Here is a 12,664-nt window from a genome sequence, read left to right as displayed (position 1 = left end):
TCAGCCGGCGGTGACGAGCACCTGCTCGTCACTAGCGGCTGCTTCGAGTTCACGAACCAGCGGGAGCACCTTGGCCCCGAAGTACTCGATCTCTTCCTGGAAGTGCAGGAATCCGCCGAGAATCAGATCAACACCGCGACGGCGATATTCGACGATCCGATGGGCGATCTGTTCCGGTGTGCCGATCAGTTGTGAGCGGAAGCCGTCGTTGTACTGAACCAAGTCCTCGAACGTCGAATCTGCCCACATCCCGTCCTTGGACGAGGTCGACGCGCCGGCCTGTTGGACTGCATTCTTGAAACCCTCGACTGCGGGACGGTTCGCCTTGGCGATAATTTCTCGCAGCGTGTCTTTTGCTTCGGCCTCGGTGTCGCGGGCGATGATGAACCCGTTGAGCCCGAACTTGACCTCACGATCGTTCTCGCGAGCAACACGGCGGACGTCGACCAACTGTTCGGTGACGCCGTCGTAGTCCTTGCCGTTACTGAAGTACCAATCCGAATAGCGACCGGCGTTCACACGGGCTGCCGCCGAGTTACCACCTTGGAACAGTTCGGGATTGGGTCGCTCCGGAGTGTTCAGAGGCTTAGGCTTTAACGTGAAGTCGTGAATGCGGTAGAAGTCGCCGCGGAAATCGACGTCGTCCTCGGTCCAGATCTTCCGAAGAACCTGAAGGAACTCGGCGCTACGCCGATAGCGCTCGTCGTGCTCGAGCCACGGCTCGCCCAGATGAGTGAACTCGTCCTTGAACCAACCACTGACGACGTTGACGGCGAATCGACCGTTCGACAGGTGGTCAGCGGTAGCGCCCAGTTTCGCCAACACTGCCGGCTGCCAGAGTCCGGGATGCACGGCGGCGATGACCTTGAGCTTCTCGGTGGCCAGGAGCAGCGCAAGGCTGAAACTCGTGGATTCGTGCTGGAACTCGGCCCCGTAGCTCGCCTCGTAACGAACCTGACTCAGGGCGTACTCGAAGCCGTTGTTCTCGGCGGTCTGCGCCAACTTCTTGTTGTACTCGTAGTCCCAGCTGGTCCGCTGCTCGATGTCGGAGGTGACCAGACCACCACTGACATTGGGCACCCAGTAGGCGAACTTGATCTCGTCGGCGATACGTTCAGTAGACATGAAATCCAGCAAACATGCAGTTCCCGGGGGTTTCCAGGGTAGCGATCACACAGGTTGTAAGTGTTGGGTGGGTGCTGCGACTGTGAAACGGTGGCAGCATGACTGCTGTGGACATTCAGGAGATCGCGCACCGCATCACCAGTGAAGACGAGGCGCTCTCGGTAGCGTCACAGCTGTCCGACGAGTTCGCGGCAGGTGCCGGCGTCCGCGATGCGCAGCGCCTCCTTCCCCACGACGAGGTTCGCACCCTGGCGCAGTCCGGTCTGCTGGGCTCTCGGTGCCGAAGGAGTTCGGTGGCATCGACGCGAGCACCGAGACGTTGGCCGAGGTCTTCCGCCTACTCGCCGAGGGCGATCCCAGCATCGCGCAGATTCCGCACAGCCACTTCACTTTCCTGGAAGCGCTCCGGTACCAGGGGTCTAACGAGCAGAAGCAGTTCTTCTACGCCGAGGCGTTGTCGGGTAAGCAGTTCGCCAACGCCCAGAGCGAGCGCGGCAACAAGACCATCGACATCGACGGCACGACTCTGACACCCGACGGGGAAGACTTTGTGCTCGAAGGTCGAAAATTCTATTGCACAGGAGCGCTTTTCGCAGATTGGATCGTGGTGCGTGCCGCCAATGCGGATCAGTTCACCGAGACCGGCGCACAGGTGAAATCCGCGGTCTACCTACCCCGGAATACTCCCGGACTGTCGATCGTCGACGACTGGGACGGCATGGGGCAGAAGACAACTGCGAGCGGAACCGTGACACTCGAATCCGTGTCGGTGCCGCGGTTCAACGTCGTACCCTTCACATCGTTGTTCACTCACCCGACCACCTACGGGGCACAGGCCCAGATTCTGCACGCCGCGATCGACACGGGCATAGCGTCGGCCGCATTGCGTGAATCCGTGAAACTCGCAGCAAAGGCGCGGCCCTTCTTCGAGGCGAAAGTCGATACAGCGGTGGAGGATCCACTGCTCGTTCAACTCGCCGGCGAAGCGGCAATCGAGGTTCGCGCTGCCAGATCCCTCTTGGCGGAAGCGGCGCGATCGATCGACGTGGCGCGTCGTAATCCCACCGAGGACTCCACGGCCCGAGCATCCATCGACGCTGCAACTGCCAAAGTGGTCGGTGCCAGGGCGTCATTGGCGGCCACGAGCACGCTGTTCGAGATCGGTGGCACGAGAAGCGCGGGCGAATCAGCGAACCTCTCGCGATTCTGGCGTGACGCACGCACGCATACTCTGCACGATCCGACGAGGTGGAAGGTCCAACACATCGGCCGCTGGACGCTGTCGGGGACAATCCCACCGAGGCACGGGCTGTTGTAAACACTCTCAGTCGGAATTTGTGTATCCACTGATCAAGACCTCGAGACCTTCCAGGTAACTCTCAGTCGTCGTCCCTCCCGGCCAGTCCTCGAGCACCTCACTGAGTACCGGCAGTTTCTCGGGACCGATTTCTCGGATCTTGACCGCGAGAGGTGACACACTGCCTTCCGGTCGTGTGGTGGTGTCGTAGATGTTGAGCAGTGCACCGAGTGTGTAGTTCCACAGCGCTCGATAGACCAACAGTGCGCGGCGCGGCGACATCCCGAGTTCGACACACGCGGCCATTGCCCGATCGACCAAGACCACAGCGCCGCTCCCGCCGCGCCCACCTCGCTGAAGCAACTCGATGATCCAGCGCTCCGATGCCAGCGTTTCGAAGATCGCGGTGAAGATCATGCGAAGCCGTTCGACCTGATCCTGCGGCAGGACCAGCGCGCCGAGATCTTGTGAGTACACATCGAGAACCGCGCTGATCAGCTGTTCCTTGTCGCCCACGTGCCGGTACAGCGCCATCGGCGTGGTGCCGAGCGACTTCGCCAACGCTCGCATGCTCAACGCGTCGGCGCCGCCGGACTGAAGTTGCCGTTTCGCCTCGTCGAATATCTGCTCCGACGTGATCGTCGGGGGACGTCCGAGCCGCGGTGATCTCGGTTCCATCTTTTCGGCCATCCGTCGATTGTGCGCGCCCCTGCTACGACGCCCTCGCCCGGGGAACCCCTTGCATCTCAGTCGTCAGCAAGGTAAACCTAACTACTTATGAGAACGCGTATACAAATTAGGTACCTGCAATGACAACAACAACTCGAGCGGTAGCCGCACCGGCTTTGGTCCTCACAGCCGCCGCGGCAGCGCAGTTCCTGGTGGCCTTCGACATGTCGGTCATCAACGTCGCGCTGCCAGACATCCAGGAATCGCTGAACTTTTCCGACGCCGGGTTGTCCTGGGTCGTCAACGCGTACGCCCTCGCCTTCGGTGGACTGCTGCTTCTCGGCGGTCGTCTGTGCGACGTGATGGGCACTCGTCGAGTTCTGGTTTCCGGGCTTCTGCTGTTCGCCCTCGTCAGCATCGTCGGCACCTTCTCCGTGTCCGCCGAAATGCTTGTCGGAGCTCGGGCGCTTCAAGGCGTCGGCGCTGCACTGATCGCGCCGGCCGGGCTCGCCGCCCTCAGTCAGGCCTTTCCCACCGGACGCGCCAGAGCCAAGGCATTCGGCATCGGCGCAATGTCGTCAGCACTGGGCGGCGCACTCGGTGTCGTCCTGAGCGGCATTTTGACCGAAGGGCTCAGTTGGCGATGGGTGATGTTCGCCGGCGCACCGGTGGCCCTGATCGCCGCGGTCGCAGGTGCCCGTGGCCTGCCGGCCGGCCAAGCCGCCAGAGGTGGCTCCCTCGATCTCCCCGGAGCCATCTTGGCGACGGCCGGAATCACCGCCCTAGTCGGCACAGTGATCGCCACGGAATCACATTCCTGGACTTCGGGTTACGTGGTGGGTGGATTCGCACTCACGGTCGTCCTGCTGACTGCCTTTGTCGTAGTCGAAAGCCGCTGCGCCACACCACTGGTACGACTGTCCACCCTGCTTCGACCCCGAATCGGACTGGCCAACGCCATCATGTGCCTGGTGTGTGCGGCCCAGTTCAGCGCGTTCTTCTTCGTCTCACTCTTCCTGCAACGCGGGCTGGGCTATTCACCGACCACCACCGGTCTGGCTTTCCTGCCTTTCTGCTTCGGCCTGGTGATCGGCATCCTAGCGTCCACCAAACTCCTTCCGCGCTACGGAGTTCGACCGCTGCTCGTAGTCGGAACAGCAGTCGCCGCAATCGGGACTTTCATGTTTTCGACCATGAACCTCGACAGTCCCTTCTGGGCCGTCATCCTGGTGCCTTCGCTTCTGGCAAGCATCGGCATCGGTCTGTCGTTCATGCCGCTCAGTAACGTCGCCACCGCCGACGCTCCCCCCGAAGAAGTCGGCATGGCATCAGGGCTACTGAGCACATCGCGTCAGATCGGCGGTTCACTCGGACTAGCCGTTCTCGTGAGCGTCGCCGCTTCCTCGACGGCGCGTTCGGACAGCGCACCGACCGAAGCACTGGTTTCCGGATACTCCCAAGCCCTCTTCGTCTGCTCCGGCCTACTACTGGCCGGCACCCTCCTGTCCTTCTTCTTCCCACGAATGGATCGTTGACCTCAGATGTTCACCACCCGAACCGCATTCGGCATCGTCTCGGCGCTTCTCCTCACCGTTGCCGGCGCAAGCGCGTGCAGCAGCTCCGCCGAGTCCGAAACCGCTTCTGCAACTCGCTCCGTCACACACGAACTCGGCACCGTCGAAGTTCCGGCCTCACCGCAGCGCATTCTCGCGCTCGACGAGTACGCGGGGCTGAGTGCACTCGCACTCGGCGTGAAGCCCACCGTCGTCTACAGCACCCTGCGATCGGACGTCGCCAAGTCGATTCTGCGCGAGCAGGGCGTCGAAGTTCTCGACAAGCCGACTTTCTTCGCCAACCCCGCAGTCGAAGAGATCGCGTCCGTCGAACCCGATGAGATCCTGATGAGCAATGCCGGTCCACTACCGAGCCTGTTCGCGCAGATCAATTCCGTGGCGCCAACCTTGGTCCTCCCGTACTCGGCGCCGTGGCGTGACGTGCTCGAACAAGCTGGGGCACAGCTCGATCGAGGCAGCGAAGCAACCGCCATGATCGGAAAGCTGGAATCCGGCCTCGAAGACGTCAAGTCCGCGGCTGCCGGCCAGAGCCTTGCGATCCTTCTCGGCTACAGCGGAAACCTGTTCACCGTGCCACCGACCACTCCCATCTCCACACTGGTCACCGAGGCCGGATTCACCAGGCCGGCATCGGAAGTCAACGCGACCAACAATCAAGACACCGGCACGATTTCGCCCGTCTCACCTGAACTCCTACCCGAGCATGCGGCGCAGACCGTCGCCGTACTTTCCGGGCAGCAGTACGACGCATCCATCGTGCGAAACACTCCACTGTTCGACAACCTGACACCCGACCCGGCGCACGCTCTGGACGTCAGCGGTGATCTCTGGTTCGGCAGCCATCCTTTTGCCATCTACTGGATCATCCAGGATCTGGACGGCATCGCACATGGCAAGGGGCAGAACAGCATCGGAACCCTCGAAAGCGCCGACGCACGATGGGCGGCGTTCAGCGCGCTCTGACGTCCTGACGGAAGGTCAGCGGAGAAACACCCACCCGGGTGGCGAAGAATTTTGTGAAGTTCGCAGAATCGTCGAACCCCAGCTTCGACGCCACCTGGGTGACCGTGTCCGTGCCGAAAGACAGCAGACGTTTCGCTTCGAGCACCACACGCTGATCGATGTACTGCTTTGCCGTCATTCCGGCAGCAGCTCGGGTAGCTCGCAATACAGTCTTCTCGGAATACCCGATCTTGTTGGCGTACTCCGAAACCGAACGGACCGTGGCGAAGTCACGTTCGACAACGGCATGAAACCTTTCGAACACGTCATTGTGTGCCAGCACGGAACTCTGTTCCTGTCCACCGAGGTGGGTCAGTTTCAACAGAATTGCTGTCAACGTGTGCCGCAGAATGGCCGCGCGAACGACCGGCGCAGAAGTATCCGGACAACCGTAATTCAAGTTCAGGTGTTTCATACCCGTGCTGATGGTCTCGAGGTTCTCGCCGGACAACTGCCACGCTGCCTGCCGACTGTGAGCGTTCCCGTCCAACAACTGCTGGCTGACGGCATCGAGCGACGAGGGTGTGAACAGAACAACCATCGCCTCGAAATCCTCGATTCGCCCCCACTGTTGCACCTGCCCCGGTCTGACCCAGAACACGGTCCCCGGGCTCACCGCGTAGTTGACGAAGTCGATGGTGTGTAGCGCCGAACCCTCGGTCACCAGCGCGAGTAAGTGAAACTGCGGGCGTTGGGGGCCGACGAACTCTGCACTACCCCCGTTGATGCGAATGGTGTCCAGGCTGAGTACTTCGATCTCGGTCGCGTCAGCCACCGAAGACGCGTACCCGACGTCCCGGACGGGTACTTGTCTGTTTTTCACTAGTTCGGGACTCATCTTCACCGTGACCGAATACCCGAATGCGACATACCGTCAGAGTATCAATCAGTTCGCGCTCGGATAGGAATCAACAGTGCAATCGACAGGCTCGAAAACAGCAGGCACGACGCAACTCACCTACGTCTTCGACGCCTATTGCGGGTGGTGTTTCGGCTTCGGCCCTGCGTTGACGGAGTTCGTCCGTCAAAATGCCGATTCCATCAACTTATCCGTGGTCAGCGGCGGGCTGTTCACCGGTGAACGCGTCGCACCCATGTCTTCGGCTCCGTACCTGAAATCAGCCAACGCCACCATCGCAGCCCAGACCGGCGCCGCTTTCGGTGACGGATATTCACAACTGGTGTCTGACGGGCGGTTCGTCATGGATTCGACGGATGCTGCGATCGGACTCGCCGCGCTTCGCACACAAGATCCGACTCGCGCACTCGACATCGCGGAGGCCATGCAGACCGCGTTCTACCGAGACGGTCGCAGCCTCTCCGATCCCGAGACCTACCGCGCCATAGCGAAATCGCTCGGGCTCGACCCATCTGCCGCAGTGTCTTCCCTGTTCACCGCAGATTCGAAGGACGCCGCCCGCGCCGATTTCGTCCGGGCACGCAGGCTCGGCGCCACTTCGTTTCCGACGCTGCTGTTCCACGGGAGCGACGGGTCCGTCGTGAAATTCGGTTCTCCGACCAGTACAGCGGCCGATCTCACCCGCGACCTGAAGACGTGCGTGCGGGCGTATGCGGTGGCTTGACCCACCCACTTTCCGAGCGAAAGGTACGTTCAGCGCCTTCAGTACGCCGAACGTACCTTTCGCTCAGCGTGACTTCACCCAAATCACTCCGGCCCCCTTCTGGTTTGATGAAGACCGAACGAATCGCACCAAAGGGGAACGACAGTGGTTTCAGATCCGATCACGGGCCTGGAGATGGAACTTGCCGACATGTGGCAACGAGGACGCGCCCAGGCGCGCACCTATGCGCGTGCAATTCATCCCAAACTCGATCCGGCGCTCTACCCGGTTCTTGTCATCCTGAACCGTTCCGATGCCGTGCGGATGTCCGACCTGATCTCCACGCTCGATATCGAGAAGTCCACCCTGACCAGGCAAATTGATGCCGCAGCTCGGCTCGGCCTGGTGGAACGGATCCCCGACCCCGACGACGCTCGCGCGAAGCTGGTGACCCTGACCCCTGAGGCTCGGACGAAGCTCACGACGATCCGCAATCATCAGATCGATCGTTGGCGCGCCCGACTCGCAAAATGGGAAACTGACGACATCACCACGCTGACGGCCTTGCTGCACCGACTGGGCAGTTCCGAGGACTGACAACAAAGTAGTTGTGCAGTGCAACCAACTTGATCTATAGTTGCAAATATCAACTATTCGAGGGGGTGGCCGTGCTCACTCACGACAGTGCCGAGGCAATCCTCGACAACCTTCGCGCCCTAGTCCGGCGCCACCGCGAGGTTTCGTCGACCGGCTCACGCCAACTGTCCCCCGGCATGTTGCCGGACCCACTGGGCGCCCTCCTCTCGCAGTTGTCGGCCGCAGATTCCACGAGATCGACGGATCTGGCGGAAAAGTTGAGAGTGACAGTCTCGACGCTGAGCAGACAGATCACACACGCCGAATCTTGTGGATACATTCAGCGGCGACCGGACCCGGACGACGGACGGGCATCGCTCCTGTCCTTGACTCCACTCGGCGTCCAGACCCTGGTCTTCCATCGCCGCGCCCAGGCGCAGCGACTCATCGACCATCTCGACGGATGGACCGAAGAGGACGCCGTCGACGTCGCATGTGCACTCGATCGACTACGACGCTCGACCTGCCCAGAGTCCCACGCGGCGCACTGACCGACGCTGCACGATCAGATCGAATCATTCTCCGATGCAAGGACATTCATGAGTTCTTTCACGTCTACCGACGTTCCACCATCTCAGTCATCGACCGATGCGCCGATGACCCACAAGCAGAAGATCGAGGCACTTGTCGGGCTCCTACTCGGCATGTTCGTCGCATTCCTGTCGTCGACGATCGTCTCGAATGCACTCCCCACCATCATCACCGAACTACACGGCACCCAGGATCAGTACACCTGGGTCGTGACGGCAACGCTGTTGGCTTCCACCGCAACAACTCCCATCTGGGGCAAGTTCTCGGATCTGGTGAGTAAGAAGCTGTTGGTCCAGCTGTCCATCACGCTGTTCACGATCGGCTCGATCCTTGCGGGCATGTCGCAATCGGTCGGCATGCTGATCGGTTTCCGCGCTGTTCAGGGACTGGGCCTCGGCGGCTTGCAAGCCCTCGTGATCATCGTGATCGCGGCGATGTTCAGCCCGCGTGAGCGTGGCCGATACCAGGGACCGATCGCAGCCGTCATGTCCGTCGCGACAGTCGCCGGCCCACTGATCGGCGGCCTGATCGTGGACACCAGTTGGCTCGGCTGGCGCTGGACGTTCTTCGTCGGCGTGCCGCTGGCAGTCATCGCATTGATCGTCGTGCAGCGTACGTTGAACCTCCCGATCGTCAAGAAGGACGTCAGCATCGACTACGTCGGTGCAACCCTCATTGCCGCCGGTGTCAGCACTCTTTTGATCTGGGTCACTTTGGCAGGTAAGAACTTCGAGTGGGCTTCTGCGATGTCGTTCTTCCTCGTCGGACTCGGCGTCGTGCTGCTCGCCGCAGCGCTGTGGGTGGAAAGCAAGGTCAAGGAACCCATCATTCCGCTCCGCCTCTTCCGAGATCGGACTACCACGCTGGCAACACTGGCAAGCATTGCCGTCGGCGTCGCAATGTTCGGCGGAGCAGTGTTCTTGGGTCAGTACTTCCAGATTGCCCGCGGCTACTCTCCTACTGCCGCAGGTCTTTTGACACTGCCCATGGTGATCGGTTCCATGCTCTCCGCCGGCCTGTCCGGGGCAATGATCACGAAGTTCGGGCGCTGGAAGGGCTTCCTGATCGCCGGTGCCGTCGCAATGTCGGCAGGCTTCTTCCTCCTCTCGACCATCGATCACGCGACGCCGATGTTCTGGGTCGGACTGTTCCTCTTCGTGCTCGGCGCCGGGATGGGCATGGTGATGCAGAATCTTGTTCTCGCAGTTCAGAACACCGTCGCGCCTAGCGATCTCGGCACCGCAAGTTCGACGGTCTCGTTCTTCCGCTCACTCGGCGGCGCGGCAGGCGTGTCCGTCCTCGGCGCAGTGCTCTCCACTCACGTTGCAGATCTTACGACCAAGGGACTCAGCGCAATCGGGGTCGATCTGAGTGCGTCCGGAGGATCCGGCGCAGGGCTGTCGAACCTCAACGAACTACCCGAAGCGATCCAGGATGTGGTCCGCGCTGCGTACGGCGATGCCACCGCACGGGTCTTCCTCATCGCCGGAATCCTGGCTCTGTTGAGTCTGATCGCGATCGCCTTCATCAGGGAGAAGGCGCTTCGGACGGAAAGTGGTGACGAGCAACTCCTGGCGAAGATCGCCGTTCCCGGTGAGATCGATTCCGACGCCGTCGATGCCGAACTTGCGCTTCTGACCGAAGGTGACGACGAGTTTCAACGACGCAAGTAGCACCCACAAACAGTTCCGCGTACCGTCCGGGTGATTCCGGCGGTACGCGGAACTGTATGGGCAGCTGGGTGCGTCAGGTCGCAGCGATCACGCCTGCGACCGGGATCCGGCCGAGAACTGCAACCCGGAAGTCCACCATCGCGCGTTCCACGTGATTGGCGCTCGAAACCACAACCACGCCCGTTGCTCCTCGATCGGCGAGAATCCGCGCAGAGTTGAGCGCGTTCTCCACCGTGGACCACGACGTTCCTTCTTCGGTGATCCGGCCCGGGTCGACGCCGTTGGCGACGAGCCACTCGCGCATCGCCCTGGCTTCCGTCACTCCGGCCTTCGGGGCCCCACCGCTCGTGATGATCGGAGACTGCGGGTACTGACGAGCCAGCTGCAGCGCCGCCTGAAGTCGGTCGACCAGCATCGGACGCATCGTGCCGTCGTCGAAGAGGCCGGCGCCCAAGACGACGATGTTGGTACCCACCGGGTTGAGGTCGAGCAGCACGGGCGACTGGCGCGTCAGCGTCTCAGCACTCGTGCACGCAAGGATGAGAGACCGCACCGGCGTCTGGCAGCCGCCGACAGTCGACAAGATACCGTTGACGACCGTGGTCGGTGTGATGTCGGCGCTCGCTGTCGCCGGCGAAAGGCCCACGCCAGCTGCGGCGATCACCGAAGCAGCGATCAATCCCTTCGTCACAGACCTGCGAACATTTGCCATGTAGCCGAACCCCCAGATTGTCGGTTGTCCAGCACACGGTAGCGAACATTTCGCCACGGTTGCATCATTTGACTCAAATTTACTGTTCACTGACCGTCACACAGACTAAACATAAATATTGGGCAACAATTCGGGTTCGAAACCGTCATCTACCAGCATCTCGTATCGACGCGCCCGCCGCATTATCTATCTGAGCAGCAGAGTCACCGAGAAGGTTGACAACGCGGAACGGCAACAATTCGTTGTCACAGATCACGATGTTGCATCCAGGTGTTCTCGCCCGCTCCGTCCCGGCCGAGGTGTCGAAGATCAATTCAGGGTTCGCGAAACCGACAAGCTCTGCCGGGTCTCGACGGGCGGACCACCCGAACCGTGTGTGGGTAGCCCGACATACGGCGCCTGGCCATGTCTCCCCACCCGATCGCCAGCCCTCCGGCTCGTTCACCGAGAACCACAGACGCATCACGTTTGGGAAGAGTCCGCCTCCATACCGATTGCGCGACGCGCTCCCAGCGCCATGGTGACTTGCACAAGATCCTTCGGAGACGACAGGTCAAGTCCCGTCAGGGAACTCGCCTTTCGCAGGCGGTACACCACTGTGTTCGGATGTACGTGTAGCTGCCGGGCGGTGGCGGCTCGATCGAATCCGGAGTCGATGAAAGATTCGAGCGTCTCGAGTACCGCGCTATCGGACTCCAACGGCAACAACACATCTGCGAGTATCGGCAGCGCAGCACTGAAGCGGGTCAGTTGATACTCCACTGCAAGATCCTCGAGACGGACGACCCCACTGGTGCGTCCGTACTTTCGGGCAACGTTCAGCACCTCGCGCGCCTGCGTGACCGCCGCTGGAATTGCCGTGGGCGCCGCGACGTGTACAGCGGCAACCGTCGATGCACCGATGACCTTCTCGAGATCACCCAAACGTCGACACAATGACAAATACTGCGGACTCGACGCCCAGTTTCCCTCTGCGGGTTCCGATTCCACAATGGGAATCAGTACGGCTCCGCCGCTGCTCCCGAGCACCCCGAGGGCTTTGTCACGCCCCACCTGATCGAGCTCTCGTTGCAGGTGGCGCACCTTCCTCCGCTCGGCGACGGCAGTGTCCACCTCGGTCGAGGACTCGTCGTCATTCCGCTCGACGTGCAGCGCCACCACCCAGTACAGGCGCGCCAACCTGATCCCCACCTCGTCGGAGACCCGATCCACGTCGACACCCGTCGAAAGTGCTACGAACAGGGACCTTCGCGCCGAATCCTCGTCCGTCTGAGTGGCGTGGTCGGAACCGTAGCCGGCAAGAACCGCGGACGTGGAGGCCGCGGTGTAAGCATTCAAGAGTCGTCCGGTGCGAGCCAGCGCAACTCCGTCTTCCGGAACCGCCCATTCGCTGATCGTCTCCCACCACAGCCCTGCACCCAGGTGATACGCCCGCAACACCTCGCCGAGCGGGACCAATTCCTGGGCTCGCTGCCGGGCCGACTCACTGATGTCGGCGAGCGTTTCGGGCGCCAGATCTGCGCCCGTCCGGAGCATCGAAATGAACAGTTCCAAATTTCGCCTCACGATGGTCGTCACGTCGTTACGCAACGCCTCGTCCGGAAGCAACCGGTAGAAGGTGACGTCGCGGTGGACCAGATCGACCGTCGCATTGACCAGCGGATGGGTGCGTTGCGCCAATCGGTCGGCTAGAGATCTGCCGCCAACCACTATCGGTTCGAGCGGCAGATCTTTGTTTCCTGACACAAAACCCTCCACAGAATTGAATTGCCACCACAAGGCCGACCTGCCTTTTTCCTATCACTATGTAACCCACGCCACTCTCGAATTCACAATCAGCGGCGTACCTGGAAGTCCCACCTTCGACCAAATAGGAGCCTCGA

General features: G+C 61.3%; 11 protein-coding genes and 1 pseudogene. 7 read left to right on the top strand and 5 right to left on the bottom strand.

What is annotated here, in order from left to right:
* Complete coding sequence (sfnG, locus tag B0E55_RS12470) at positions 1–1,125, bottom strand: dimethylsulfone monooxygenase SfnG (RefSeq protein ID WP_080909932.1); 1,125 nt, start codon at positions 1,123–1,125, stop codon at positions 1–3.
* A 98-nt stretch (positions 1,126–1,223) separates the two neighbouring features.
* On the opposite strand from sfnG, the pseudogene B0E55_RS12465 reads away from it, so the two are divergent.
* Positions 1,224–2,443: pseudogene (locus B0E55_RS12465) on the top strand (SfnB family sulfur acquisition oxidoreductase).
* A gap of 6 nt (positions 2,444–2,449) precedes the next feature.
* Here the strand turns inward: B0E55_RS12465 and B0E55_RS12460 are convergent.
* Entirely contained in the window at positions 2,450–3,112 is a 663-nt protein-coding gene (locus B0E55_RS12460) for a TetR/AcrR family transcriptional regulator (RefSeq protein ID WP_080909807.1), read from the bottom strand.
* A 119-nt stretch (positions 3,113–3,231) separates the two neighbouring features.
* Here B0E55_RS12460 and B0E55_RS12455 point away from each other — a divergent pair, with 119 nt between their 5' ends.
* Together B0E55_RS12455 and B0E55_RS12450 are read left to right on the top strand one after the other, a co-directional pair.
* Entirely contained in the window at positions 3,232–4,626 is a 1,395-nt protein-coding gene (locus B0E55_RS12455; RefSeq protein ID WP_080909806.1) for an MFS transporter, read from the top strand.
* Positions 4,627–4,632: 6 nt separating this feature from the next.
* Positions 4,633–5,628 (top strand): ABC transporter substrate-binding protein, encoded by a 996-nt coding sequence (locus B0E55_RS12450; protein ID WP_080909805.1) that lies wholly within the window; start codon positions 4,633–4,635, stop codon positions 5,626–5,628.
* On the opposite strand, the gene B0E55_RS12445 is transcribed toward B0E55_RS12450, so the two are convergent.
* On the bottom strand, positions 5,615–6,442 hold the full coding sequence (locus B0E55_RS12445) for a helix-turn-helix domain-containing protein (RefSeq protein ID WP_080909931.1): 828 nt from the start codon (positions 6,440–6,442) through the stop codon (positions 5,615–5,617). The two genes, B0E55_RS12450 and B0E55_RS12445, sit on opposite strands and share 14 nt — an antisense overlap.
* A 139-nt stretch (positions 6,443–6,581) precedes the next feature.
* On the opposite strand from B0E55_RS12445, the gene B0E55_RS12440 reads away from it, so the two are divergent.
* From B0E55_RS12440 to B0E55_RS12425, 4 genes are all read left to right on the top strand, one after another.
* Positions 6,582–7,250, top strand: coding sequence for a DsbA family protein (locus tag B0E55_RS12440; RefSeq protein WP_080909804.1), 669 nt, complete (start codon positions 6,582–6,584; stop codon positions 7,248–7,250).
* A gap of 144 nt (positions 7,251–7,394) precedes the next feature.
* Positions 7,395–7,826 carry a MarR family winged helix-turn-helix transcriptional regulator gene (locus B0E55_RS12435; RefSeq protein WP_019745731.1) on the top strand — a complete coding sequence of 144 codons (432 nt, stop codon included), beginning with the start codon at positions 7,395–7,397 and terminating at the stop codon, positions 7,824–7,826.
* Positions 7,827–7,897: 71 nt separating this feature from the next.
* Entirely contained in the window at positions 7,898–8,356 is a 459-nt protein-coding gene (locus tag B0E55_RS12430) for a MarR family winged helix-turn-helix transcriptional regulator (protein WP_128636562.1), read from the top strand.
* A gap of 48 nt (positions 8,357–8,404) precedes the next feature.
* A complete protein-coding gene (locus tag B0E55_RS12425; protein ID WP_080909803.1) occupies positions 8,405–10,069 on the top strand; it encodes a DHA2 family efflux MFS transporter permease subunit in 1,665 nt (554 codons plus the stop codon).
* A 73-nt stretch (positions 10,070–10,142) separates the two neighbouring features.
* Here the strand turns inward: B0E55_RS12425 and B0E55_RS12420 are convergent, their stop codons facing one another.
* Together B0E55_RS12420 and B0E55_RS12415 are read right to left on the bottom strand one after the other, a co-directional pair.
* The gene (locus B0E55_RS12420) at positions 10,143–10,871 is read right to left on the bottom strand and encodes a YdcF family protein (protein ID WP_029256486.1); all 729 of its coding nucleotides are present in this window, start codon (positions 10,869–10,871) and stop codon (positions 10,143–10,145) included.
* Positions 10,872–11,243: 372 nt separating this feature from the next.
* Entirely contained in the window at positions 11,244–12,527 is a 1,284-nt protein-coding gene (locus B0E55_RS12415) for a PucR family transcriptional regulator (RefSeq protein ID WP_080909802.1), read from the bottom strand.
* Between the last annotated feature and the right edge of the window lie 137 nt (positions 12,528–12,664).

Source organism: Rhodococcus sp. 66b (genome assembly GCF_002076325.1).
GTDB classification, from domain to species: Bacteria; Actinomycetota; Actinomycetes; order Mycobacteriales; family Mycobacteriaceae; genus Rhodococcus_F; species Rhodococcus_F erythropolis.
This window is presented reverse-complemented; position numbering and strand designations above follow the sequence as displayed.

Coding starts and splice junctions, on each gene's coding strand:
- sfnG (WP_080909932.1), bottom strand. CDS start 1,125: ATGTCTACTGAACGTATCGCCGACGAGATCAAGTTCGCCTACTGGGTG.
- B0E55_RS12460 (WP_080909807.1), bottom strand. CDS start 3,112: ATGGCCGAAAAGATGGAACCGAGATCACCGCGGCTCGGACGTCCCCCG.
- B0E55_RS12455 (WP_080909806.1), top strand. CDS start 3,232: ATGACAACAACAACTCGAGCGGTAGCCGCACCGGCTTTGGTCCTCACA.
- B0E55_RS12450 (WP_080909805.1), top strand. CDS start 4,633: ATGTTCACCACCCGAACCGCATTCGGCATCGTCTCGGCGCTTCTCCTC.
- B0E55_RS12425 (WP_080909803.1), top strand. CDS start 8,405: ATGAGTTCTTTCACGTCTACCGACGTTCCACCATCTCAGTCATCGACC.